20 protein-coding genes are annotated in these 23,457 nt (G+C 73.0%); 15 read left to right on the forward strand and 5 right to left on the reverse strand.

Going from position 1 to position 23,457, the window contains the following annotated elements; all coding sequences use genetic code 11:
* Nucleotides 1-69 precede the first annotated feature (69 nt).
* Nucleotides 70-1,335: an ABC transporter substrate-binding protein gene (locus ACMCNN_RS08340; RefSeq protein ID WP_412745595.1), complete on the reverse strand. Its 1,266-nt coding sequence runs from the start codon at nt 1,333-1,335 to the stop codon at nt 70-72.
* A 181-nt stretch (nt 1,336-1,516) separates the two neighbouring features.
* Nucleotides 1,517-2,545 carry a LacI family DNA-binding transcriptional regulator gene (locus ACMCNN_RS08345; RefSeq protein WP_412745596.1) on the reverse strand — a complete coding sequence of 343 codons (1,029 nt, stop codon included), beginning with the start codon at nt 2,543-2,545 and terminating at the stop codon, nt 1,517-1,519.
* Between ACMCNN_RS08345 and ACMCNN_RS08350 the strand changes: the two genes are divergently transcribed.
* The 3 genes from ACMCNN_RS08350 (at nt 2,544) to ACMCNN_RS08360 (ending at nt 5,094) form a co-directional block, all read left to right on the forward strand.
* Nucleotides 2,544-3,875 carry an acyltransferase family protein gene (locus ACMCNN_RS08350; RefSeq protein WP_412745597.1) on the forward strand — a complete coding sequence of 444 codons (1,332 nt, stop codon included), beginning with the start codon at nt 2,544-2,546 and terminating at the stop codon, nt 3,873-3,875. The genes ACMCNN_RS08345 and ACMCNN_RS08350 overlap by 2 nt on opposite strands.
* A 143-nt stretch (nt 3,876-4,018) precedes the next feature.
* Nucleotides 4,019-4,477 (forward strand): hypothetical protein, encoded by a 459-nt coding sequence (locus tag ACMCNN_RS08355; RefSeq protein WP_412745598.1) that lies wholly within the window; start codon nt 4,019-4,021, stop codon nt 4,475-4,477.
* A 59-nt stretch (nt 4,478-4,536) separates the two neighbouring features.
* Complete coding sequence (locus ACMCNN_RS08360; RefSeq protein ID WP_412745599.1) at nt 4,537-5,094, forward strand: dihydrofolate reductase family protein; 558 nt, start codon at nt 4,537-4,539, stop codon at nt 5,092-5,094.
* Nucleotides 5,095-5,105: 11 nt separating this feature from the next.
* On the opposite strand, the gene rnhA is transcribed toward ACMCNN_RS08360, so the two are convergent.
* A complete protein-coding gene (gene rnhA / locus ACMCNN_RS08365; protein ID WP_412745600.1) occupies nt 5,106-5,615 on the reverse strand; it encodes a ribonuclease HI in 510 nt (169 codons plus the stop codon).
* Between the two features lie 131 nt (nt 5,616-5,746).
* Here rnhA and ACMCNN_RS08370 point away from each other — a divergent pair, with 131 nt between their 5' ends.
* From ACMCNN_RS08370 to ACMCNN_RS08425, 12 genes are all read left to right on the forward strand, one after another.
* Entirely contained in the window at nt 5,747-6,667 is a 921-nt protein-coding gene (locus ACMCNN_RS08370; RefSeq protein WP_412745601.1) for an ABC transporter ATP-binding protein, read from the forward strand.
* A gap of 14 nt (nt 6,668-6,681) precedes the next feature.
* Nucleotides 6,682-7,440 (forward strand): ABC transporter permease, encoded by a 759-nt coding sequence (locus ACMCNN_RS08375; RefSeq protein WP_412745602.1) that lies wholly within the window; start codon nt 6,682-6,684, stop codon nt 7,438-7,440.
* Between the two features lie 572 nt (nt 7,441-8,012).
* Entirely contained in the window at nt 8,013-9,473 is a 1,461-nt protein-coding gene (locus tag ACMCNN_RS08380) for a sugar transferase (protein ID WP_412745603.1), read from the forward strand.
* 97 nt (nt 9,474-9,570) lie between these two features.
* On the forward strand, nt 9,571-10,458 hold the full coding sequence (locus ACMCNN_RS08385; RefSeq protein ID WP_412745604.1) for a phosphatase PAP2 family protein: 888 nt from the start codon (nt 9,571-9,573) through the stop codon (nt 10,456-10,458).
* Nucleotides 10,455-11,423, forward strand: coding sequence for a glycosyltransferase (locus ACMCNN_RS08390; RefSeq protein WP_412745605.1), 969 nt, complete (start codon nt 10,455-10,457; stop codon nt 11,421-11,423). The genes ACMCNN_RS08385 and ACMCNN_RS08390 overlap by 4 nt, the downstream gene beginning before the upstream one ends.
* A gap of 8 nt (nt 11,424-11,431) precedes the next feature.
* Nucleotides 11,432-13,378: a hypothetical protein gene (locus tag ACMCNN_RS08395; RefSeq protein WP_412745606.1), complete on the forward strand. Its 1,947-nt coding sequence runs from the start codon at nt 11,432-11,434 to the stop codon at nt 13,376-13,378.
* A gap of 100 nt (nt 13,379-13,478) precedes the next feature.
* Nucleotides 13,479-15,125: a hypothetical protein gene (locus ACMCNN_RS08400; RefSeq protein WP_412745607.1), complete on the forward strand. Its 1,647-nt coding sequence runs from the start codon at nt 13,479-13,481 to the stop codon at nt 15,123-15,125.
* The gene (locus tag ACMCNN_RS08405; protein ID WP_412745608.1) at nt 15,118-16,041 is read left to right on the forward strand and encodes a glycosyltransferase family 2 protein; all 924 of its coding nucleotides are present in this window, start codon (nt 15,118-15,120) and stop codon (nt 16,039-16,041) included. Before ACMCNN_RS08400 ends, ACMCNN_RS08405 begins: the two co-directional genes overlap by 8 nt.
* Nucleotides 16,034-17,404, forward strand: coding sequence for an O-antigen ligase family protein (locus ACMCNN_RS08410; protein ID WP_412745609.1), 1,371 nt, complete (start codon nt 16,034-16,036; stop codon nt 17,402-17,404). Before ACMCNN_RS08405 ends, ACMCNN_RS08410 begins: the two co-directional genes overlap by 8 nt.
* Nucleotides 17,401-18,936: a lipopolysaccharide biosynthesis protein gene (locus ACMCNN_RS08415; protein WP_412745610.1), complete on the forward strand. Its 1,536-nt coding sequence runs from the start codon at nt 17,401-17,403 to the stop codon at nt 18,934-18,936. Before ACMCNN_RS08410 ends, ACMCNN_RS08415 begins: the two co-directional genes overlap by 4 nt.
* Nucleotides 18,933-19,820 carry a sulfotransferase gene (locus ACMCNN_RS08420; protein ID WP_412745611.1) on the forward strand — a complete coding sequence of 296 codons (888 nt, stop codon included), beginning with the start codon at nt 18,933-18,935 and terminating at the stop codon, nt 19,818-19,820. The genes ACMCNN_RS08415 and ACMCNN_RS08420 overlap by 4 nt, the downstream gene beginning before the upstream one ends.
* Nucleotides 19,821-19,881: 61 nt before the next feature.
* The gene (locus tag ACMCNN_RS08425; protein WP_412745612.1) at nt 19,882-21,126 is read left to right on the forward strand and encodes a YndJ family transporter; all 1,245 of its coding nucleotides are present in this window, start codon (nt 19,882-19,884) and stop codon (nt 21,124-21,126) included.
* A gap of 21 nt (nt 21,127-21,147) precedes the next feature.
* Here the strand turns inward: ACMCNN_RS08425 and ACMCNN_RS08430 are convergent, their stop codons facing one another.
* Together ACMCNN_RS08430 and ACMCNN_RS08435 are read right to left on the reverse strand one after the other, a co-directional pair.
* On the reverse strand, nt 21,148-22,398 hold the full coding sequence (locus ACMCNN_RS08430) for a hypothetical protein (RefSeq protein ID WP_412747103.1): 1,251 nt from the start codon (nt 22,396-22,398) through the stop codon (nt 21,148-21,150).
* A 133-nt stretch (nt 22,399-22,531) separates the two neighbouring features.
* A complete protein-coding gene (locus ACMCNN_RS08435) occupies nt 22,532-23,404 on the reverse strand; it encodes a family 16 glycosylhydrolase (protein WP_412745613.1) in 873 nt (290 codons plus the stop codon).
* Between the last annotated feature and the right edge of the window lie 53 nt (nt 23,405-23,457).

A 23,457-nucleotide genomic window follows, 5' to 3' on the forward strand; every position in this document is an offset into this window, starting at 1 on the left:
CGGGCTCCTTCGTGGTGGTTCATGGTGCGACGGCGGGGCGGCCGCCAACCGCCCCGCCGTCGCGGTCTCTCACTTGCCGGCGTACTGCTGCGCCGCTGCGGCGAGCGCCTTCTGCAGTGCGGCGACGTCCTGGTTGGTGGAGAAGGCGCCGAGCGCCGAGTTGGCCGCGCCCTGCCAGCCCTGCGAGCAGGCCGAGCCGTGGGCGCACGACGGCACCTGGGTGGCGGACTTCCAGTCGGCCATGGCCGCCTGCTGGTACTTCGGGTAGTCCGCCGGGTTGGCGTCGATCCGGGCCGGGATGGAGCCCTTCTTTGTGTTGAAGGCCTTCTGCCCGTCGGCGCTGCCGACCGTCTTCAGCCAGCACTTGGTGCCGTCCGGGTTCTTCGCACCCTTGGGCAGCACGAACGAGTCGGCCAGCCACTGGAAGGTGGTGCCGTTGCCGGGGAACGTGAAGTACCCGTAGTCCTTGAAGCCCTTGGCGTCGAGGTCCGCGGCCTCCCAGTCACCCATCAGCTGGTAGCCGGCCTTGCCGTCCATCACCAGCTTCTCGGCGTCGGTCCAGTCGAGGGCGTCCCGGTCGCTGTTCGAGTACGTGAGAAGGTGCTGGAAGTCGGTGATCCCCTTGGTGACCGCGGGGTCGTTCCAGTCCGTCTTGCCCTGCCACAGTCCGGTGAACTTCTCCGGGCCGAGGTCGGTGATGAGCACGGATTCGAACAGCATCAGCTGGGTCCAGTCCTTGCCGACCGCCAGCGGTGCCTTGATGCCCTTGGCCTTGAGCTTGTCGAGGTCGGCCAGGAACTCCGTCATGTCCTTGGGGTCGGCGGTGATGCCGGCGCCCGCGAGCACCTTCTTGTTGGACCACACCACGTTGGCGCGGTGGATGTTCGCCGGCACCGAGTAGATCTTGCCGTCGACGGTGAGGTTGCCGATCAGGCCCGCCGGGAACGCCTGCTTCAGGCCCCAGGCGTCGTAGTCGGCGCTGATGTCCTCGATCTGGCCCGCGTTGATGTAGTCGAGCAGCTCGGCGCCCGCGTGCGCCTGGAACGTGTCCGGCGGGTCGTTCTGCTGCAGTCGGGACGCGAGCACGGACTTGGCGTTCGCGCCGGCGCCGCCGGCCACCGCGCCGTTCTGGAATGTCTGGCCCGCACATGCGGTGCCGAAGACGCCGACGAGGCCGTCCAGCCCGGCCTTCTCACCGCCGTCCGCCCACCAGGTGAACACTTCGACGTTCTTGGATCCGCTGCCGCCGTCGCTGTCGCTGCCGCCGCACGCGGATGCCGTGAGCAGGGCGGCGACGCCCACTACGGCCATCGCGGCCCGTCGCGTAAAGCCCATGGTCCTCCCCAATCTTTGACATCGTTGTCACAGACAACGGCGAATACGCTGCTCCTTCGGCTGTGGGGTGTCAATCGCAGGTCAGTGCTTGTAGCCGTGTTGTAACGTGAGCGGTCTTGTTCGACTCGGTTTGCGGCTGTGTGCGCCACGGTCGGTCGATGTTCGGTTCGGGGCGACCGCGTCAGTTCGGGGCGCGCTCGCCGGAGCCGCGGGCGATCACCGACGTCGGGATGACGATCGTGCGGGCCGGGCCCTCGTGGCCGCCGATGCGTTCCAGCGCCAGCCGGGCCGCCGAGCGCCCCAGCGCCCTGGCGTCGTGGGCGACCACCGTCGCACCCACCACGTCGGCCAGGTCGAAGTCGTCGAAGCCGATCAGCGCCGGCGGTCGCGGATGATCCCGCAACGCGCGCAACGCGCCGATGGTCAGCCGGTTGTTCGTGGTGAACAGCGCGGTCGGCGCCGGGTCCGCGTCCAGCAGCTCGCGGACCGTACGCTCGGCGCGCTGCACATCATGCACATCCGTACGCAGATACGGCCGCCACTGGTCGTTGCCGGCCTCCGTCATCGCCTGCACGAAGCCGTCGATGCGACCCCGCTGCGGTGTCATCCGGGCCAGATCCGTCACCAGCGCGACCCGCTGGTGGCCGGCGCCCACCAGGTGCAGCGCGGCGGCCCGGGCGCCGCCGTGGTTGTCGATGACAACGGCGTCGGCGGCCATGCCGACCGGCGGCCGGTCGAGGAAGACGAACGGCACCCCGCGGTTGCCCTCGATCGCGAGGTACTCGTGGTCGGTGCCGCTGGGCACGACGAGCAGCGCCCGCACCCGGCGTTCCAGGAACGCGTCGACCAACTCGCGTTCCCGCTCGGCGTCCTCGTCGTTGTTGGCAGTCACGAGTTGCAGGCCGTGCTGGCGCAACTCGCGTTCGATGCCGCTGGCCACCGCGGAGTAGAAGGGATTGGTGAGGTCGCCGCTGATCAGGCCCACGAGCGCCGACGTGGCGCCCCGGCGCAACTCGCGGGCGATGCCGTTGAGCCGGTAGCCGAGCTCGTCGGCGGCGGCGCGTACCCGGTGCCCGGTGGTCTCGGCGACGTTCGGTTCACCGTTGAGCGCCCGCGACGCCGTCTTCAGGCTGACGCCCGCGAGCGCGGCCACCTGGGTCAGCGTCGGCCGTCGTACGGCCTGCCCGTCAGCGGACCCGGGTGCGGACATGGCGCTCCGTAATGTGCGTCGATCGAGGTCGCAAGTATGGCATCGATGTCCGGCCGTGGGTCGTGGCGCACCGGATAGATCCGGCGGTCCCAGCCCGCAGAGGTACCTGCCCGTCCGCCGGATCAGTGCCCGGTTCTGCCCGTTCGGGGACTCCGCGAAGGTTGTGCCGAACACTACGTTTTGTAGCTGCCGCGCGGTTCAGTCACCGACAGTACGAGCAGCTGGAGGCGTTGTGGCGGACGGTAGAAAAGCCGGCCGAGACCGATACTTCGACACTCTCCGTGCAGTTGCCATGATTCGGGTGGTTCTGTTTCACGCATTTCCCGTCGCCGCGTTCGAATTGGTCTTCCCCTCCATGGGGGTGATGTTCGCGCTCGGCGGCTCGCTGATGGTCAAGTCGCTCGACCGCAACACCCCGCGCGCCCTGCGTAACCGTCTGCGCCGCCTGTTGCCGGCACTGTGGGTGATGGGCCTGATCGCGGTGCCCGTCATGATCCATCATGGCTGGCCGGACCGTCCATCCTGGCCGCGCCTGCTGTTGTGGGCGTTGCCCATCGCCGACCCGCCGTCCAGCGAGTTCGGCTACCCCGCCGCGGGCGTGCTCTGGTACCTGGTCACCTACCTGTGGCTGGTGCTGCTCTCACCGGTGCTGCTCAAGCTCTACCGGCGGTGGAACCTGCCCACCGTGCTGCTGCCGCTGGTCGCGCTCATGCTGCTCACCGCGTACCCGGACATGGTCGGCGCGACGACGTTCTGGGTCCTGCTGAACGTCCTCGGGTTCGGATCCTGCTGGGTGCTCGGCATGGCACACCGCGAGGGTGACCTGGCCCGGCTGCGCGCCCCGGTCGTCCTCGGCATCGCCGTGGTCTGCGTGTCCGGCGCGCTGAGCTGGGCGTACACGCATCCCGGGGAGAACGGCGTCAACCTGCCCGACCTGCCCGTGGCGTACGCGGTCTACTCCATCGGATTCGTCCTGGCGCTGCTGCGCTGGACGCCGCGGATGAACTGGCTGGCGCGGGCCCGCCCGGTCGACGGCTTCGTGTCCATGGTGAACAACCGCGCGGTCACCATCTACCTGTGGCACAACGTCGCCATCACCATCGCGGTCGCGCTGATCGTCCCGTTCAAGCTGTGGGAGATTCCGAACGAGACGCTGCAGTACCTGGCCGACTTCGCGATCGCCATGGCCATGCTCGTGGTCTGCGTGCTCTCGCTCGGCTGGGTGGAGGACCTGGCCGCGCGGCGGCGCCCCCGCATCTCGCCGTTCGTCCGCCGTCGGCGTGCCCGGCCCGCGACGCCGGTCCCCGTGCCCGCGGCGGTCGCGGCCTGAAAACCCCTCGTCCGGGCGGCGCCTGATGGGCGTCGGGCGTCGCCCGGACGAGGTCCGCGCTGACCGGGCAGAGCGGTACGTCGATCGGGGTACGTCAAACGGGCCATAGCTTGCGGTCTATCCCATTGGCCAGAATCTCTCGCATGACCGCCCCGGGAAACTCCGTCCTGCTCCTGTCGCTGCTGGCCGCCTTCATCGCGTGCACCGGGTACGCGGCCGGCCGCCTGCACCAGTGGTACCGGACAGGGCTGGACCGCGACGAGGCGTTCCGCGATGGGTACGACACGGCCACCCGCAGCGTGTTCAGCCTGGCCGCGCGCATCATCTCGCCACGCCGCGGCGATCGGGCCGCGATCAGCGGGTCGGCCACGGTGATCGTTCCCTCGACCGCTGTGGTGGAGGGCTCGGCGGATCCCCTGCCGGCCGTCGAGCCCTCCGGCCGCCACCAGGTGCCCGACGAGCTGGTGCAGGGCCCGACGTACCGGCTGCCGGCCGACCGGGTCGCCCGCGCCAAGGTGCACGGCGGCGGGGGCGGCGTCGACGCGGAGGTCGCGGCGCGGCCCACGACCCGGATCACCGTGCCGAAGCCGCGCTCGTCCTGAGCGGGGCGCCTTTGTCGGTGCCTTCTGATACACCGGTCTGCGGTGAGAGGAGGTGCCGCATGGCCAAGGTGATCGGCGGCATGACGATCTCGCTCGACGGCTTCGTCGCCGACGAGCACGGCGACTCCGGCGGGCTGTATCAGGACCTGGCGGCGCTGCACGGCACGGATTACATGGACGAGATGATCGCCGAGGCGGGCGCGGTCGTGATGGGGCGCCACTCGTTCGAGATGCCGGAGGACCCGGACACGATCGCGGACTTCTACGAATTCCAGGTGCCGTTGTTCGTGGTGACCAGCCACCCACCGGCCCGGCACCCGCGCGAGAACGACCGCCTGACGTTCACGTTCGTCACCGACGGCGCGGAGTCCGCGGTGCGGCAGGCCAGGGCCGCGGCGGGGGACCGGGCGGTGCAGATCGTGGGCGGGGCCCGGCTCGGCACCGAGCTGCTGGTGGCGGGCCTGGTCGACGAGGTACGGGTCGACGTGATGCCGGTCTTCCTCGGCGCCGGCACCCGCCTCTTCGACGACCCGAGACTGGCCGGCGTCAAGCTGGAACGCACCGGCCTGACCGAGGTCGGCCAACGCGTCAGCCTGCGCTTCCGCGTCCTGCGCTGAGGAGGCCGGCGTTACCGGCGCCGGCCGGCCGTGCCCGTAGCCGCCCCACGGCTCATCGGTGTCGCGGCGGCCAGGGCCTCCTGGAGGCCGCGGGCGGCGAGGCGGTCGGCGCGCTCGTTCTCCGGGTGGCCGTTGTGGCCCTTCACCCAGTGCCACCGCACGTCGTGCCGCTGCACAGCCTCGTCCAGGCGCTGCCACAGGTCGACGTTCTTCACCGGCTGCCGGGCGGCGGTCAGCCACCCGTTGGCCCGCCACCGCGGCAGCCACTTCGTGATGCCGTCGCGGACGTAGATGCTGTCGGTGTACAGCAGGACGGTCAGTGGCGCCCGGGTCAGACTCTCCAGCGCCCGGATCGGGGCCATCAGCTCCATCCGGTTGTTCGTCGTCGTGGTGGCCTCGCCGCCGCACAGGTCCTTCTCGGCGGTGCCGTAGCGCAGCACGGCGCCCCACCCGCCCGGGCCCGGATTCGGGACGCACGCCCCATCCGTGTAGATCTCCACCACGGCGCTGTTGTCGGTCACGCGCGCACGATACCGAGCGGCGCGCGCCGCCCCGCGTACCCGGTGGCCGGACGGGGAGCGCCTGCACCGACGGTGACCGGGAGCACACCGGGGGCCTCGGTATCGTTGCCGCGGCGAGACGGAGGGCAGAGATGGGCGACGAAGACGCCGTGGTGGTGCGGGATCTGGTGATCCGCTACGGCACCCGCACCGCGGTCGACGGGGTGTCGCTGGCCGTTCCGCGCGGCGCGGTGCTGGCGCTGCTCGGCAACAACGGCGCCGGCAAGACCAGCCTGCTGCAGGTGTGCGAGGGCTTCCGCAGCCCGGACGCGGGCACCGTACGGGTGCTGGGGCTGGACCCGGTCGCCGACCACGACGCGCTCATGCCCCGGCTCGGCATCATGCTGCAGGCCGGCGGGATGTACCCGTGGGCCACCGCGGGCGAGATCCTCCAGCTGTTCGCCTCGTTCGCGGCCCACCCGCTCGACACCGGGATGCTGCTGGACCGGCTGGGTCTGCGCCGGGTGGCCCGTACCACGGTGCGTCGCCTCTCCGGCGGCGAGCAGCAGCGCCTGGCCCTCGCGGTCGCCCTGGTGGGGCGCCCGGAGCTGGTCTTCCTGGACGAGCCGACCGCGGGCATGGACACCGAGGCCCGGCACACCACCTGGGCCCTGGTGGAGGAACTGCGCGCGGACGGCGTCACGGTCCTGCTGACCACGCACCTGCTCGACGAGGCCGAACGGCTGGCCGACCACGTGGTGATCATGCGGTCCGGGGTGGTCGCCGCCACCGGCACCCCGGCCGAGCTGACCGCCGCCGCGGGCATCGACCTGCTGCAGGTCCGCGCCGACCCGGAGCTGCCGGTCGGCGACCTGGCCGCCCATCTGCCCGGCGTCACGGTCACCGAGGCCTCGCCCGGCGAGTACGCGCTCGCCGGGCCGCTGCACACCGACGCCCTTGCCCGGGTGCTGGGCTGGTTCGCGGACCGGGGCGCCCGGGTCACCAGCGTCGACACCCGGCGGCGCACCCTCGAAGACGTCTACCTGGCCCTCACGGCCGGGGCCAGCAGGTGAACGGGAGGGCAGCGATGCCGGGAACCTTCACACCGGCACCGGGCCGCGCGCCGATGCGTGCCGTCCTGTCCCGCCAGATCCGTACGGAGCTGCTGCTCACCGCTCGCCGGGGCGAGGCCGTCGTGCTGGCGATGGGCGTACCCCTGTTGGTCCTGCTCGGCGCGACCCTGACCCGCGCGACCAATGTGCCCGGTGCCGACCGCCCGGGCTACGTCGTGCCCGGCGTGCTGGCCCTGACGGTGTTGTCGACGGCGTTCACCGGCCAGGCCATCACCACCGGGTACGAGCGCAGCTACGGCGTCCTGAAAAGGCTCGGCGCCTCGCCACTGACCCGGCCCGGCCTGCTGGCCGCGAAGACGGCGGCGGTGTGGTGCCTGGTCGCGGTGCAGCTGCTCGTGCTGGCGGTCGTGGGTGTCGCGGTGGGCTGGCGTCCGCAGCTCGGCCAGCTGCTGCCCGCGGTGGGTGTGACCGCGCTGGCCACGGCGGCGTACTGCGGGCTGGCGCTGCTGCTGGCCAGCCTGCTGCGGCCCGAGACGGTGACCGCGGCGGCGACCCTGATCTACGTGGTGATGCTGGCCGCGGGCGGGGTCATGTTCGCCGCGCCGGATCTCGGCCCGGCCGGATACTTCCTGCTGCCGCTGGCCGCGCACGCCGCCGCGCTGCGCGCCACCCTCACCGGCGGGGCCCCCGTCGACGGCTGGATCTGGGTCAGCCTCCTGCTGTGGGCGGCCGGTGCGCTGGCGGCCGCCGCCCGCCGGTTCCGCTGGGAGTGAGCGGGCGGATCGCCACCGCCGTGCACCCGATCGGGTGACTCTCCGTAGCTGGCCGGTAGTTTCGTGGTTGTCGATGCAGGTCATTGATGATCGGCAGTGCCCGAAGGCTTGTGCGGGGTGTCATTTGTGCTACCGTGCGGTGGCCCGATTCACACCGCCGGGCAAATCGTAACCGCCAATGCATAATCCGGTGCGGATGGTAAGGGTGCGCTTCCGCCTTCCGTGGGGGTCGGTGCCCTTGCTATTTTGTCCGGCGTGGACGTGAGTCCATCTGCAATGCCACGGATGTCACCCGGGATCGGCGTCCGCGCATTGCGCCTGTCGTTTATCGAAAGCGCGATCGAGGGGTCGGGTTCCCACCTGTAAACAGTCCGGCGTCGCCGCCTTTGACCAACCGTTTTCCGCGGTTGACAGGGGTGGAGACGTCTTGGTGCCGTGCATGAAAATGCCGAGTGGGCGTGGGGTCTCACTGGAGGCAAGGCGTCGTGACCACGACGGATACCGCGGCGGACAGCGCCGCGCCAGCATCATTTACAGCAACAACGCCTTTTGCGGAAACATCACCGCCGCCGGTGACGGCGGCGTATTTCGGCACCACTGAACGGGATCTCGGTGGTGTCGCCGGACGCGGGCATGCCGACCGCTGGGTGTGGGAGGCGCGCTACGTCAGATATCTGCTGATCGTCGACGTCGGCGCCGCTGTGACCGCCACCCTGGCCGCCTTCGTGCTGCGCTTCCAGGGCGCCCGGTACGCGAACTGGTATCTCGCGCTGTCCGTACTCATCCCGCTGGTCTGGGTCGCGATCCTCGCGCTCACCCGCGGGTACGAGCGGCGGCTGCTGTTCGTCGGCACCGAGGAGTACCAGCGGGTGCTGCGTTCCGCGGGCCGGCTCACGGCCGGTTCCGCCCTCGCCGCGTACGTCGCGCACGCCGGGGTCGCCCGCGGCTACCTGCTCATCGTGCTCGTGCTCACCACGGTGGGCTCGCTGCTGGGCCGGTTCGCGCTGCGCCGGGCGTTGCACAGGGCGCGCCGCCGCGGCACCTGCATGCATCGGGTCCTCGCTCTCGGGCACGCCGACGCGGTGGCCCGGCTGGCCGACCAGCTGCACCGGCGCCACCACCACGGCCTGCAGGTCGTGGGCGCGTGCGTACCCGACGGCCAGCTGGCCTCGGCGGCCGGCTCCGTGCCGGTCTTCGGCCCCCTGTCCGCCGCCGCGAACTGCGCCGCGGCGGCCGGGGCGGACACCGTGATGGTGCTGTCCTGCCCCGAGCTGGACGGCGCCATGCTGCGCCGGCTCGCCTGGGAGCTGGAACGCGACGACATCGACCTGATCGTCTCCTCGTCGCTGGTGGACACGTCGGGGGACCGGGTCACGGTCCGCCCGGTCGACGGGCTGCCCATGATGCACATCGAGCACCCCCGCCTCGGCGGCGGCCGCCGCCTGGTCAAGTCGCTGTTCGACCTGTCGCTGGCCGCCGTGCTGCTGCTGGTGTCGGCCCCGGTGTTCCTGGCGGTGGCGCTGGTGGTGCGGCTGGACACCGGCGGCCCGGTGTTCTTCCGGCAGACCCGGGTGGGTCGCGGCGGCGAGCCGTTCCGGATGTTCAAGTTCCGGACCATGCACGTCGACGCCGAGCAGCGGCTCGACGACGTACGGGGGCAGAACGAGTCCACGGGCGTGCTGTTCAAGATGCGCCGGGACCCGCGGGTGACCCGTGCCGGCCGGGTGCTGCGCCGGTGGTCCCTCGACGAGCTGCCCCAGCTGATCAACGTCCTGCTCGGGGACATGTCGCTGGTCGGGCCGCGCCCGCCGCTGCCCGCCGAGGTCGAGCGGTATCCGCAGGACATGCGCCGGCGGCTGATGGTCAAGCCCGGCATGACCGGGCTGTGGCAGGTGAGCGGCCGCTCCGATCTCTCCTGGGAGGACTCGATCCGCCTCGACCTGCGGTACGTGGAGAACTGGTCGCTCACAGTCGACCTGGTGATTCTGCTGCGCACCGCGATCGCGGTCCGGCGCGGCGCGGGGGCGTACTAGCAGCGCGTACTCCCGGCGCGGGGAAGCGGCGACCGGGCGCCGCAGGGGATTGCCGGTGAGCTTGCCGGTGACGACGCAGGATGGGACGGGTTCATCGGTGATTGTGTACGTCGCGGCCGCGCTGGCGGTGCTGCTGCCCGCGGTCGCGGGTCCGGCGCTGGCGTACGGGCCGGGCCGGCACTGGACGCGCAGCCGGCTCGCGGGCCGGGTGGGCGCGGCGCTGTCCGCCCTGGTGTCCACGATCGGGCGCCCGGCCACCGCGGTGGCGTTCCTGCTGGCCTGGGTGGCCGCCGTGGTGGCGGTGTTCTGGCCGCTCGGTGAGCTGGCACACCGGCTGGAGCCCGGCCTCGACGTGCCCGTCCACGCCTGGATCGGTACCCGGCTCGACCCGTCGTTCGGGCGCCTCAACTGGGCGTACACGGTGCTGGGGGACCGGGCCCCGCTGAAGGTGGTGACGGTCGCCGGCGCCGTGGTCTTCGCGGCCCTGTGGCGGCGCCGGTTCTGGATCCCGCTCCTCGCGATCCTCGCGTCGTTCCCGCTGGAGCAGTACGTGCAGGCCGTGCTCGCCGGCATGGTGCACAGGGGGCACCCGCCGACCGGGCTGGGCACGTACCCGTCGGGTGGGGTGGCCCGGATCGTGATGACCTTCGGGGCGCTGGCCCTGTTCGCGGCGCTGACCTTCCGGCTCGGGCGCCGGGCCCGCGTCGGCCTGGGCACCGCGGTGCTGGTGCTGGCGGTCGTCGAGGGCTACACCCGGATGTACGTGCAGAAGCACTGGCTCACCGACGTGGTCGCCGGTCTGCTGTTCGGACCGGCGCTGTTCCTCGGCTGGGCGGTGGCGGTGCTGGTCCTGGTGGGCCCCATGACGCGTCCCGGGCCCACGCCCGGCGTCGAGCGCGTCGCGGGGCCTGCGCCGAGCCCCACCGCGCCGTCGAGGCTGATCGCCGCGGCTGCGCCCGGCACCGGGCCGGAGGCGGCGTCGTGACCACGCTGCTGGTCGCGTCGACGGGTGGCCACCTCGCCGAACTGCACGATCTGCGGCCGCGCCTCGGCGTGGGCGCGCACCGGTGGGTCACCTTCGACAGCCCGCAGAGCCGGTCGCTGCTGGCCGGTGAGGACGTCGTGCACGTGCCCCCGGCCACCAGCCGGGACCTGGTCGGCGCCGCCCGCGATCTCGCGGTGGCGCGGCGGATGCTGCGCACCGGGCGTTACGACCGGGTGATCAGCACCGGGGCCAGCGTGGCGGTGTCGTTCTTCGTGCCCGCGCGAGCGGCCGGGATCGAGTGCACCTACATCGAGAGCGCGACCCGCACCCGGGGCCCGTCGCTGACCGGCCGGCTCGCCGCCCGGCTGCCCGGCGTCCGGCTGTACACCCAGTATCCGGGCTGGGCGGGCGGCGCCTGGCGGTTCGGCGGGTCCATCTTCGACGCGTTCGTCGCCGAGCCGCTGCCCGTGCCCCCGCCCGTACGCACAGTGGTGGTGAGCCTGGGCACCCACCCGCGGTTCACCTTCCCGCGGCTGCTGAACCGGCTGGTCCGGATCCTGCCGCCGGAGCTGGAGGTGCTCTGGCAGGTCGGCGCGACCGTGGTCGACGAGATGCCCGCCGGGGCGCGCGCCCAGGTGCCGGTCGCCGAGCTGCACCACGCCATGCGCGAGGCGGACGTGGTCATCACCCACGCCGGGGTCGGCTCCGCACTGGCCGCGATGCAGGCGGGCCGCCGCGCCGTGTACGTGCCGCGCCGCCGCGCCCACGGCGAACACGTCGACGACCACCAGGCCGACATGGCCGCGGAGCTGGCCGCCCGCAACCTCGTCGTCGCCCGCGAGGCCGACGAGATCGACCTCGACGACCTGCGGTCCGCGGCCGCCTGGTCGGTTCGGGCCGGACCGGCACCGGTGCCGTTCCGGTTCACGCAAACCCCGTCCCACCACCCCTCATACTCCGAATAGGAGGGCACGTGTCCCTGCCCCGTCGACTCCGGCCCCGCGCCGCCGCCACCGTCGTGGCGGCCGCCGCGGCGCTGAGTACGGTCGCGCTGAGCGCCATCCCCGCCCAGGCCGTGTACGTCCCGCCGAACGTCACGTCCACCCTCGTCACGGCGAACCCCGCGGACACCACCCCGCACGTGCAGAACGGCAGCGTGCGCGCGTTCGCCCAGATCGGCAGCACCGTGTACGCGGGCGGCTCGTTCACCGGCGCCAAGAACGCCACGGCGAGCGGCTGGACGTCTGTCACCTACCTGATCGCGTACGACGCGTCGACCGGTGCGCTCAAAACCGGCTTCAAGCCCAGCCTCGACAACGCCGTGCAGACCCTGGCGGTCAGCCCCGACGGCAAGCTGATCGTCGGCGGCAACTTCGGCACGGTCAACGGCGTGGCCCGCAAGAACCTCGTCGAACTCGACCCGGCCACCGGGGCGACCGTCGCCGGCTTCACCGGGCGGGCCGACGGCGGCGTGGTGCGCCGGGCGATCGTGTCCGGCAACTACCTGTACCTCGCGGGCGCGTTCCACTACGTCAACGGGACCAAGCACTCGCTGCTGGCCCGGCTCAACGCCACCACGGGCGCGATCGACTCCACGTTCCAGATCGACGCGAGCGTCGCCCGCGCCGACTCGGAACTGGTGTGGGCGCTGACGGTCTCCCCGAACGGCAGGACCGTCGTGGCGTCCGGCAACTTCCGGAAGGTCAACGACCTGGCCCGCGAGCAGGTCGTGATGATCGACGTGTCCGGCACGCCGAAGGTGGCCGACTGGAGCACCCAGCGGTTCGCGCCGGACTGCCAGATCGACACGTTCCCGTTCTACGCCCGCGACGTCGACTTCTCCGATGACGGCAGCTACTTCGTCATCGGCGCCGACGGCGGCATCGGCGGGGACGCGTTCTGCGACACGATCAGCCGCTGGGAGACCTCGGCGCGCGGCAGCAACCTGGACGCCACCTGGGTCGACCGGACCGGCCACGACTCCATCACGTCGCTGGAGGCCGCCGACAACGTGGTCTACCTCGGCGGGCACTTCCGCTGGCTGAACAACGCCAACGGCAACGACAAGGCCGGCCCCGGCGGCATCGACCGGTACGGCTTCGGCGCCCTCGACCCCGGTAACGGCCTGCCGATGGCGTGGAACCCGGGCCGTTCCCCGGGCAGCCACCTGCCCCCGGGTGGCACCTCGTGGGGCCCGATCGTGTGGGAGATGTGGAAGGGCCCGTCCGGGCTGTTCATCGGGCAGGACTCCGACGGCGTGGGCGGCGAGTACCACGGGCGGCAGGCGTACTTCCCGACCGCGGGCGGCCGTACTGTGGCGCCGGTCGACGCGCCGCAGGCCGCCTCCGGCTACCTCTATCTCGGCGCGGGCAACGGCAAGCTGACCAGGGTGCCGTACGGTCCGTCCGGGGTCGGTGCGGCCACGTCGACCAACCAGCCGAACCTCACCTCGGCCAAGGCCACCTTCTCGGTGTCGAACAAGCTGTGGTGGGCGAAGAACGACGTGCTGAACCTCTCCACCTTCACCGGCGGCACCGTCGGCGCCCCGTGGGTCAGCAGCGGCTTCAACTCCTGGTACGAGGCCGGTGACATGACCGGCGCGTTCTACCTGCAGGGCCGCATGTACTACACGACCGCCAGCGGCAGGGCGCTGTACTACCGCTACCTGGAGCCGGACGGTTCCATCGTGGGCTGCACCGAGTTCACGCTGCCCACCTCGGGCATCGACTGGCATTCCGTGCGCGGTCTCGCCTGGGTCGCGGGCAAGCTCGTCTACGGCTCGACGGACGGCGTGCTGCGGACCGTCGCGTTCGACCCGGCCGCGTCCACCGCGGTCAACGGCGCATCCGCGACCGTGGTCGCGCCCAAGTCGGCCGGGGCGACCTGGTCCAACCCCACCCTGTTCTTCGCCACCTCGTAGGCGAGGGACCGCACCACATCGCCCCCGGCCGGACGCCGGTGCCGCACCGCCGCGGCCCGGCGCCCGCCCGGGGGCCCGGCACGAACCCGGGGAGAGACCCATGGATGTGACTGATGCCGTCGCCGGTGGCCGGCAGCGCGTCGTCGGCTTCGCCGACGTCGTCCGGATCCCGGTGCGCCGGTGGCGGACCGTGGCGGCGACGGCGGCCGCCGTCGTGCTGGCCACCGTCGGCTACCTGAGCTTCTTCCCCGCCACCTACCGCGCGACCACGGTGGTCGTCCTGCGCCCCGTGGTGACCGACCCGTTCACGCTGCCCGCCGGCGGCGCGGACCGGGCCATCAACATGACCGCCGAGAACGGCATCGCGCTGGGCAACGAGGTCGTCGACGCCACCGCGCAGACCCTGGGCCGCGACGCCGACGACGTCCGTGACGCGCTGTCGGTGGAGGTGCCCACCGGCGGGCAGGTGCTGCGTTTCGAGTACGCCGGTGACAGCGAGTCGGAGGCGATCACCGGGGCGAACGCCGCCGCACAGACGTACCTGAAGGTGCGCGAGGCCATCTACCAGCAGCAGCGTGCCGCCCTGCTGCTCTCCTACGACAGCACCATCAAGCAGGTCACCAGCCAGCGCAAGGCCGCGCAGAAGGAACTGCCCGAGGAGGGTACGACCAGCGCCGGCCCCGCCTCGCCGCGCGTCCAGGCGATGCTGGACCAGGTCAGCAAGCTCAACGACCAGCTCGCCCAGCTGGCCAACGCCCGCGCGAAGGTCTCCTCGGCGGACCTGAGCCCCGGCGCCGTCACGGCCGCGGCCCGCACCCCCGTACCGTCCAGCCACGACAACGCCGCCCTGTACCTGCTCGGCGCGCTGGTCGGCGGGGCGCTGCTCGGCATGATGGCCGCGCACGCCAGGGAAGCGCTGGATCGCCGGGTCCGCTCCGTCGAGCAGGCAGCCGACCTGGTCGGGGTGCCCGCGCTCGGGGTGGTCCGCGCGGGCGGGCGCGCCGGTGGCGACGCGGCCGCGGCCGCCGACGCCCGGTACGTGTCGCTGGCCGTACTGAAATGGCTCGGCCGGCACCCGGATCTGCCGCTGGTCGTGCTCTCCGGCCGCGACGACGAGGGCCGCACCGTGGTCACCGGCAACCTCGCGGTGGCGCTGGCCGAGGCGGGCCAGGACGTGCACCTGGCGGCCCCGCCGGAGAGCGAGGCGGAACTCAAGCAGATCCTGTACGCGGCCCAGCGGCGCACCCCGCCCCGGCCGCGCCTGCTGCCCGAGGCCGACGCGTACGGCGCGCCGCGGCTCAACGGGGCGGCCCGCCCCGGCGTGGGTGGTGCGCTGCCGATGCGGCCCGGTTTCGCCCGGCCCGCCGTCGGCCTGCAGCCCGGCAAGGACCCCGACGCCACCATGGTCATGGAGGCGGCGGTGTCGCGCCCGACCGCGGCGCCGATGCTGGCGCCACGCCCCGGCGAGGAGCCCGACGGGCGGGGGCCGCTGGCCGTGCTCATCGGCGGCGGCGCGGTACGCCTGCACCCGCTCGGCGAACTGCCCGACCACGGCGTGGTCGTGGTGGACGCGCCCCCCTCCGACACCGACGAGCGCGGCGTACGGGCCGCGCAGTCCGGGGTGGCCCTGCTCGTGGTCGCCCGCGACCGCACCCGCAACACCGAACTGACCCGGCTGGTGGACCGGCTGCGTTCGGCGGGCGCCCAGGCGGTCGGGTTCGTGCTCACCGGGGGCCGGCGTGGGTGACGCCGCCCTGCCGTACCCGTCGGTCAGTGTCGTGGTGGCCACCCGCGACCGGCCCGGCCTGCTGGAACGGGCCGTCGCCGCGATCCTCGGCCAGGTCTACCCCGGTCCGGTCGAATGCATCGTCGTCTACGACCAGGTGCCCGTCCGCGAGCTGGACGTGCCCCTCGGTCCCTACCGGACGCTGAAGGTCATCTCCAACGGGCGCCGGGCGGGCCTGCCCGGCGGACGCAACAGCGGGGTCGACGCGGCCACCGGCGAGCTGCTGGCGTTCTGCGACGACGACGACATCTGGCTGCCCGCCAAGCTGAGCCGCCAGGTGGCGCTGCTGGCCGACCCGGCCGTCGGCGCGGTCAGCTGCGGGCTGCGCCTGCGCGGGCCCGGCATCGACAAGGACCGTGTGCTCGACCGCGACCGGGTCACCCTCGACGAGCTGCTGGCCGACCGGGTGATGGAGGTGCACTCAAGCACGATGCTGGTGCGCCGCTCGGCGTGGCTGGCGGCCGGGGAGGTCGACGAGGACATCCCCGGCGGCTACAGCGAGGACTACGAGTGGCTGCTGCGGCTGGCCGCGCACACAGCGATCGCGATCTGCCGCCAGCCGCTGGTCGTGGTCGACTGGCACGGCGGGTCGTTCTACTTCGGACGGTGGGCCACGATCGTCGAGGCGCAGCGCTACCTGCTGCGCAAACACCCGGAGCTGGCGCGCAGCCGTACCGGCACGGCGCGCATCCGCGGCCAGATCGCGTTCGCCCTGGCCTCCGGCAACCGGCGCCTCGAAGCCATCCGCGAACTGTGCGCGGTGCTGCGGCTCAACTGGCGCGAGAAGCGGGTACTGGTCACCGTGCCCGTGATCCTCGGGCTGGTCACCGGGGAGCGGGTGCTGCGGATGGCGCAGAGACGGGGCCGCGGTGTCTGACACCGCCGTGCGCGGCCGGCGGCTGCGGTGGCCCGTGCGGGCGGTCGCCGCCGTCCGGGCCCGCGCGGTCGCACCTGTCGAGCCGGGCGTACGCGACCGTGGCGCCTGGGTGGTGCGCACCGCGCGGCTGCCGGTGTGGCCGTTGACCGCGATGTTCGGTTTCATGCCGCTGTGGTGGGCGCTCGGCGCGTTCCAGCTCGCCTGGCCCTGCTTCGGGGCGCTGCTGTTCGTGCTGCTGACCACGCGCGGGCGGATCCGGCTCCCGGCCGGCACCACCGTGTGGCTGGTGTTCCTCGGCATCGTGGCGGTCAGCGCGGTACGGCTGCACCGGGTCGCCGCGGTGGGCACGTTCGGGCTGCGGCTCGGCATGTTGGTCACCGCGTTCCTGGTCGGGCTGTACGTCTACAACGTGGCCCGCGACGGGGTGCCCTGGGCGCGGATTGCCGGGCCGGTGTGCGCGTACTGGGTGGCCATGGTGGCGCTGGGCTGGCTCGGGGTGCTCGCGCCCCGGTTCAGTGCGCCCAGCCCGGTCGAGCTGGCGCTGCCGCACGGGCTGGCCGTCCAGCCGTTCCTGCAGGACCTGTCGCATCTGGACGCCACCGAGTTCAACCCGGCCAGCGCGCACCCGATCTTCCGGCCGGCGGCGCCGTACCCGTACACGAACAACTGGGGTACCGGGTTCGCCTTCCTCGTACCGTTCGTGCTGGCCTATCTGACCTCGGTGCGGCACGGGCCGCTGCGCCTGGCGTTGCTGGTGTCTCTGCCGCTGTCACTGGTGCCGGCGTTCCTGACGTTGAACCGCGGCATGTTCATCGGCCTCGGCGCCGGGGTACTGTATCTGCTCGGCCGCGAGATCGCCCGCGGCCGGGTGCGCCTGCTGTTGCCGGTCGCGGTGATCCTGCTGGTGGGCTGGCTGGTCACCCTGATCATCCCCGTGGTGGACCTGATCCGGAACCGGACCTCCACCACGGACACCAACATCGACCGCTACGACCTGTACGTGCAGACCCGGGCCGCGGTGCTGCGCTCCCCGCTGCTCGGCTACGGTCAGCCCGCCTCGGTCGACACCACCCACTCGGTGGAGCCGCTGGGCACCCAGGGACTGCTCTGGCAACTGCTGTACAGCTACGGCATCCCCGCCGCTGTCTGCTTCTTCCTGCTGCTGTTCGTGGTGGCGCGGCGGCTGTCCGCCGCGGTGACCGCGACCGGGCTGTGGCTCAGCGCGCTGCCGGTCATCGCGGCCGTCATCACCCCGTTCTACGGATACGTCGATCCGAACCTGTCGGTGCTGTTCGCCGGGGTGGGACTGGGCCTGGCCGCGGTGGACGGCGCGGTCAACCGGGAGCCGGGGGTGCCCCGGTGACCGCGGTCGGCATCGCGCACGGCGCCGAGGTGCGGCGCAGCGCCCGCAGTGGGGCGCTCGGCCTGCTCGGCGCGGCGGTGAACGGTGCCTGCGGTTTCGTGCTGACCGCGGTGATCGTACGAGTGCTGGGCGCGTCCGGCGCGGGTGCCATGTTCAGCGTCATCGGGCTGGTCAGCATCCTCGGGCCGTTGTGCTGTCTCGGCGCGGACACCGCCCTGATGTGGGCGCTGCCGCGACGCGCCGCCGGTCCGGGTGGCGACGCGGCCCGGCTGCTGCCGCTGGCCGTGGTGCCCACCGCGGCCTTGGCCACGGTCGTCGCGGCGGCCGGGTGGCAGTTCGCGCCCACGGTCGACGCGGCGCTGCTGGGCTCCGGCGATGCCACGCTGGTGCGGCTCGCGTTCGCCGGGGTGCCGGTGTTCGCGGTCGCGACAGTGCTGCTGGCCGCGGTCCGGGCCACCCGCCCGGTCGCGACGTACGTCGGAGTGCAGCTGGTCGCGGTGCCGGCTGCCCGCCCGCTGCTGATCGGCGCGGCCGTCGCGGCCGGGGGTTCGGTGACGGCGGCGTTCGCCGGGTGGTTGCTGCCGCTGGCCGCCGCCGCGGTGGCGGCGGTGCTGCTCGTCGCGGGACCGCTCGGGGTGACCCGGGGTGCCCGGCTGCGGCCCACGGCGGCGGACCGGCGCTGGTTCTGGGGTTTCGCGTTGCCCCGCGCGGTGTCCACGGTGATCGACGCGGGCGGCATGTGGTTCGGGGTGCTGCTCACCGCCGCGCTGGCCGGGCCCGCCGAGGCCGGGGTGTTCGGCGCGGTGTGCCGGTACGCGCTGGCCGGGCTGCTGGTCATGCAGGGCCTGCGGGTGGCGATCGCCCCGCAGCTGTCCCGGCTGCTCGGTGCCGGACGCCGGGCCGAGGCGGCCGCGATCCACCGCCGGATCACCGGGGTCGTGGTGCTGTTGTCCTGGCCCGCGTACCTGCTGCTGGCGGTGTTCGCGCCCGCGTTCCTGGCGCTGTTCGGCGCGCCGTTCGCGGCCGGGGCCGCGCCGCTGGCGGTGCTGGCGGTGGCGATGCTGGTCAACGTCGGCGTCGGCACCGTGCAGACCGTCCTGCTGATGAGCGGCAACAGCCGCGGCCACCTCGTCGCCGCCGCGACCGGCCTGGTCCTGTACCTGCTGTTCTGTGTCGTGCTCGTGCCCCGCCACGGTGCCCTGGGCGCGGCCGTGGCCTGGTCGATCGGCATTGTCGTCGAAAACGTCATCGCGGCCGTGCTGGTGCGGCGGGTGCTGGGCGAACCGCTGGCCGGGCGGGCCCTGGCCGCCATCGCCCTGGCGGCTGTCGCCGGGACCGGCGCGGCGGCGGCCGCGGGCGTCGCGATTGCGGGCCGCGGACCGGGTGGACTCGCGCTGGCCCTCGGCGTTCTCGCGGCTGGCGGGCTCTGCCTGCTCGGCAGCACCCGCGCCCGCGCGGCCCTGCGCCCCGCCCTCGCCGCATCGACGCTTCATCCCCCGGATCGTCCGCCAACACCGGAGGTTGTCCCGTGACCGTCAAGGACCGCATCAAGCAGGTCGCACCGCGACATGCCAGGGAGGGGGTGCGCGACCTGCTGGCCCGCTACGGCGAGCGGACCAGCGACCGTCGCCCCTTGCCGGACTTCCTGATCGTCGGCACCAAGCGGGGCGGCACCACGTCGCTGTGGCGCTACCTGCTGCGCCACCCGCTCGTGCCGCGGCTGTTCCCTGCGTGGAACACCAAGACCTCGCACTTCTTCGAGGAGAACTGGTCGCGGGGCGAGGCGTGGTACCGCTCGCACTTCCCGACCCAGCGGCAGCGCTCCGCTCTGGAACGGCGGCACGGCGCCCCGTGCCGGGTCGGCGAGGCAGCGCCGCTGTACATGTTCCATCCGCTGGCGGCGGACCGGGTCGCCACGTTGATGCCCGGAGCCCGGATCATCGTGCTGCTGCGCGACCCGGTGCAGCGGGCGTACTCGCACTGGAAGGAACGGCGCACGGAGGGCGTGGAGCCGCTGGATTTCGCGGCGGCGCTGGCGGCGGAGCCGGAACGCACGGCGGGGGAGCGGGAGCGGCTGATCGCCGAACCGGGCTATCACAGTACGGCGTACGACTGGTATTCGTACCGGGCGCGGGGCCGGTACCTGGAGCATCTGGAGCCGTGGCTGCGCCGGTTCGACAGACGCCGGTTGCTGTTCGTGCCGAGCGAGTCGTTGTACTCCGAACCCGCCGCCACCTACGCGGGGGTGCTGGACTTCCTCCAACTGCCGCGCCACGAGCTGTCGTCGTACGACGTCTTCAACGACCGGCCGAGCCGGGGCATGGACGAGCAGGTGCGGGCGGAGCTGACCGCGTACTACCGGCCGTACAACGCGGCGCTGGCCGCGCGGCTGGGGATGACCTTCGGCTGGGCCTGATTCGCACGCCCGTGTTAGCTTGAACGCGTTCAACTGAACGTGTTCAAGAGTGGGTGATGGCATGGACCGGCTGACCGCGTCCGGGTGGGTTGGGCTGCACCTGGTGGTGGGCGCCTGCGTGGTGCTGTTCGTGCCGCTGGGGCTCGGCGTACTGGGCCGAGGCCGCGGACTGGTGCGATGGTGGCCGGCCGCGTCGCTGCCCGCGGTGGCGGCGCTGTTGCTGTCGCGCGGCGTGCTGGCGGGTCTGCTGTGCGTGCCCTACCTGGTGGGGTGCCTGGCCGTGCCGGTCGTGCTGCGGCGCGACCGTCTCGTCGCGTTCGCGGCGGCCTGCCTGCCGGTCGCCGCGGTGGGGCTGCTGGCCGAGCGCGCCGGGATCGACCTGCTGGGCTTCACGACGGACGTCCTGGGCCTGACCGCGGCGCACTTCCACGTGGCGGGCTTCGGCGCCCTCCTGCTGCTCTCGCTGGTGGACCACCGGACGGCCCGGCGTCTGGCACCGGCCGGGGTGGCGCTGGTCGGCGTCGGCTTCCTGGTCGGCCGGACAGCGCTCGGTGAGGACGTCGGCGACCTGATCGAGCTGCTCGGCGCCGGCCTGCTCAGCGCGGGCCTGTGGCTGGCGATCGCCAGCCGTACCGGTCGGGCCGCCCGGACGCTGCTGGCGCTCAGCCTGGTGACGATGGGACTGGCCGTGCTCTACGCAACCGGGGAGCTGGTGACCATCCCGCACCTGAGCCTGACCTGGATGGTGCTGACGCACGGCGTGCTGAACGCGACCGCCGTCCTGACCGCCCTTGTGGTGTCCCGGGCCGGTCGGGCGCCGTGGACCGCGCACCGCTGGTCGCACCGGATCGGCACCGGGCGGGAGCGGTTCGAGGCGGCGTCCGCCGCGTTGCTGCAGTGGCAGATGCACCGCCGTGCGGGTGCCTGGATCTCGCCCGACACCCCGCCCGCCGCCACCGGGCAGCACATGCTGTCCTCGGTCGGGATCGGACGGCTGCGGCTGCCGGAGCCATGCGAGGTGATCGACGTGGTGCGGGAGACGGACCACACCGTGATGCACTACCGCGCCTCGCCCGGCCACACCTTCGAGGGCGACGAGCGGTTCACCGTAGTGATCGCAGCGGACGGGGTGGTGCGGTTCGACGTGGTGGTCCGCTCCCGGCCCGTCCTGCTGGCGGCCCGGCTCGCGGGACCGCTGGTTCCGGTGGCGCAGCGGCTGTTCATCGCGCGGTGTGCGGCGGTCCTGCGTCGCGCACCGGCGACAACCCCGGCCCTGACCCCCGCAGGAGGATCCGATCCGGGCTGAGTCGCCTCGCGCGGGGTGTGGTCAGCTCCGGCGCGGACCGAGTCGTGCCGCCAGTACGTGCAACAGGGCCGGATGCAACCGCGGATTCCACCCCGCTCCGCCGCCCGACAGCTCGTACGTGCGCAGCCACAACTCCACCAGGTACGCGTCGACGACCAGCCGCTGCCGGGCCGCGTCGAGCCCCAGCGCCGGCCCGTGCCGGTGCAGTGCCGCATCGGCCGCATCCGCGCAGTCCGGCGCGGGCCGCCCGCGCAAGGACAGCGCCGTCTGGAACGCCTGATGCGCCAGGTCGAAGCCGACGGGCACGCCGGTTCCCCGGTTCTCCCAGTCCCACACGTACAGGCGGCCGCGGTGCCGGGCCATGTTCCACGGCACCCAGTCGCCGTGCCAGTCCCCGAACTCACACGCCAGGTCGCCGTCGCGGGCCTCGATCGCGTCGATGGCCGCGTCGATGGACATCGCAGCCGGGTCGGTCACCGCGTCGGCGCCTGCCGCCCGGCGACGCCAGTCGTCCAGCAGCGGTGAGTCGCGCAGTGCCCGGGGCGCCGTGGCCGGGCCGCCGCGGCGTGCGACCGCGAGCATCGCGGCCACCCGCGGGTTGCCGGAATCGCGCAGGCGGCGGACCCGGCGGGGCATCGGCGCCACGACGGCGACCTCCTGGTCCCGCCACCGGGTGTGCAGCACCAGCCCCGGCACCACGGGCAGTTCACCGCCGGGCGGGGGCAGGTCGGCCAGCGTCGCCGCCTCGGCGCGGACCATCGCCCGGGTGCCGTCGTTCCAGCCGATCTTCGCGTACCCGCGGGGCCGTCCCGCGTCGTCGAACAGTTGCAGTGTCGGCTTGTGGTGCGGGTCGGGCGGGCGGATGCCGATCGCAGCGTGCAGTCCGGGCGCTCCGAGCAGGCGGGCCAGGTGGGCACAGAGCAGCACGTCGGCGGGTTCGACCCCGGCAGGCACGTGTACGGACAGCACCGGCGCCCCGGCCAGCGCCAGCGCCCCGACCCGGGCCAGCAACCCCACGGCGGTCCGGCTCGCACGCACCCGCGGCGGCCGCAGCGCGTTGTACGCCAGCACGGACGCGGCCGTCACCCGGCGCCCGGCCAGCGGCAGCAGGAACCGGGCGCGGTCCAGCGACGGGACCACCGCGTACGCCACCGCGGCCCCCGCGTCGGCTCCGACGCTCAGACGCAGCCGGGGGTCGCCGAACACCGCCCGGCTGACCCAGCCGAGCCCGTCGGTGCGCCCGCGCGGATCGTCGGAGCCACTGTCCGGCAACGCCGGACGGTGGCCGTCGGCGCTGACGAGCGGGTCCGACGGCGCGCGCTGGCCGGGGACATCGACGCGGATGGAATGCTGCCGCACGCGGACACCATAGCGGCCCGGCGGGCCTCTGCCAGCCCCGGCGGTCTCAGCGCTGATAGACCCGGACGTAGTCGACGACGAAGTCGGCGGGGAACGCGGTCCGCGCGTCGGGTTCCCCGAGCCACCCTCCGACCTGCAGGTTGAGCCGGATGTTGTACGGCTTGTGGAACACCTCGTCGAACCATGGGGTCGTGTCGCGGTCCCGGCTCCAGACCAGGGTGTCGTCGACGTACCAGCGCAGGGCGGTGGCGTCCCACTCCGTGGCGTACGTGTGGAAGCCGTCGCCGGGGTGGCCGCCCGAGGGCAGCGCGATCCTGTTGTCCTGCTTCACCGGCGTGTAGTCGTGGAAGATCGCCGCGGTGGCCCGGTCGTACCAGGCGGCACCGCCGGGCAGCTCGGTCACGTCGATCTCGCCGTGGCCGCCGTCGTCCGGGCGCAGCCAGAACGCGGGCCATACGCCGGTGGAGGTGTCCGGCTGGTTGGGCGACTTGGCGCGGATCTCGAACCGGCCGTACGTCCACGACGCCCTGCCGATGGTGTCGAGATACGCCTGGGTGTACCGGCGGGTCGCCCGGCCGCAGGGCACATCCGCGCGCAGTGCCCGCAGGGTGAGAGCGCCGTCGGCGACGAACGCATTCCGCGGACTGTCCACATTGCACCCCGAGTCGACGTCGCGGCCCTCCCGCTTGCGCAGGTTCCACCGGCTCCGATCCAGGGCGGGCTCGTCGAACTCGTCGGACCAGACCAGACGCCAGCCGCTCGGTCGCGCGGCGCCGGGCGTGCCGCTGGACGGTGGGGCGGCGGCCGTGTCGCCCCGGATCGCCAGCATCGTCACGCCGAGCACGACCGCCGCGAGCACCCGGCCGGACCGGGTGGAGGGACGCGCCGACAAACCGGCACGGCGGGCCGTACGGGGCATGGGGAGTGGTCAACCTCCGGGAGCGGCGGATGGACCGGGATCGCCGGTCGCGG

The sequence above is a fragment of the Krasilnikovia sp. MM14-A1004 genome, assembly GCF_047159485.1.
In the GTDB taxonomy this organism is placed as follows: Bacteria; Actinomycetota; Actinomycetes; order Mycobacteriales; family Micromonosporaceae; genus Actinoplanes.